Origin of the sequence: Metabacillus herbersteinensis (genome assembly GCF_042433335.1) — a bacterium.
Classification (GTDB): Bacteria; Bacillota; Bacilli; order Bacillales; family Bacillaceae; genus Metabacillus; species Metabacillus herbersteinensis.
The window spans coordinates 1-1280 of sequence record NZ_JBHLVO010000086.1; the positions used below are offsets into that span (position 1 = coordinate 1).

The following is a 1280-nucleotide window of genomic DNA, read 5'->3' on the forward strand; positions in this document are numbered from 1 at the left end:
CCTTTGCCTTTTTCACTTTCGACTTCAATTATTCCTTTAACTTTATTGATTGTACTGTAAACCATGAGCATGCCAAGACCTGTTCCTTCTTCTTTTGTAGAATAAAATGGCTTACCTAACCGTGAAACTTCTTCTTTTGTCATTCCAATTCCAGTATCTTGAATTTTGATAACGATGTTTTGCTTTTGTTCCGAAATATCAATGAATAGAGTACCGCCGTTTTCTTTCATCGCTTCGATTCCGTTTTTATATAAATTGATTAAACACTGCTGGATTTGGTTCCTATCATATCTTTTATTTAACGAGTTATTAAAAATAAATTGGACATCCACTTGATGCATGGTCGCATAAGGTATAAGAAGGTTTTTTGTATACTCTGTTTCAGCTTTTAAATTGGAATAAACCATATTTTCTGATTGTGGCTTGGCAAGAGAGAGAAAATCACTAACGATTTTTTCCGCTCGATTTAATTCTTGTAATGATAACTCAATATACCTTTTTTCCTCCAGAGTTATTGTCTTTGATTTATTTAAGAGTTGTAGAAACCCATTAGTAACGGTAAGTGGATTTCTTATTTCATGGGCAACACTAGCTGATAACTCACTGACGAGATTTAATCTTTCCGATTGTAAATACCTCTCACGATTTTTCATATTGGTAATTATTTGCTCTAATAAGATCATAATGATAATCATCATGCCAACGTGAGTGGTTAAAGCATGGAATGTTAGTAACCAGAACTCCTTATTTAACGTTTCAAAAAATAAACTTAGGGTTAATAGGTAAAGTCCTATAGTAAGAAAGGAAACAAATGCTGCACATAAAATTCTATTCTTAGAATTTAGTTGAATAAACTTTTTACTCAATATAGGTACTAAAATGAATATAACTGTTGAAAAAAGAAAAGATTGAAGAGTACCATCTCCACCTAAATAAAATCGATAGATATTTAATACTAAATAAAGAGGAAAAACATTTTTGTATCCTCCAAAAAGGGCAACGATTATAAAAGAGATGTATCGCAAATCAAAAATAAATCCAATTTCTAATTTAATAGGTACGGTCATGCAAAGAACCATCGTAACTGTTGATAGTAAAATAAGAACAATTTTATTATAGGAATGTGGCCTGTTTTCAAAGAAAATTAGAAATAATATGACTGGAAAAAGTAAAATTAGGAAATTCAATAGTAATGTTTCAAACAAGGTATAACGTCCTTTCGGCTGCCATTACTACTTAAGAAATTGATAGTACAGATACTATGTATCGGGTTTGTAGTA

1 protein-coding gene is annotated in these 1280 nt (G+C 30.9%); it reads right to left on the minus strand.

Features of this window, described 5'->3' with window-relative positions:
• Window positions 1-1205, minus strand: a 1205-nt coding sequence (locus ACFFIX_RS27790) for an ATP-binding protein (RefSeq protein WP_378939891.1), incomplete at its 3' end; no start/stop codon positions are given.
• Window positions 1206-1280 lie beyond the last annotated feature (75 nt).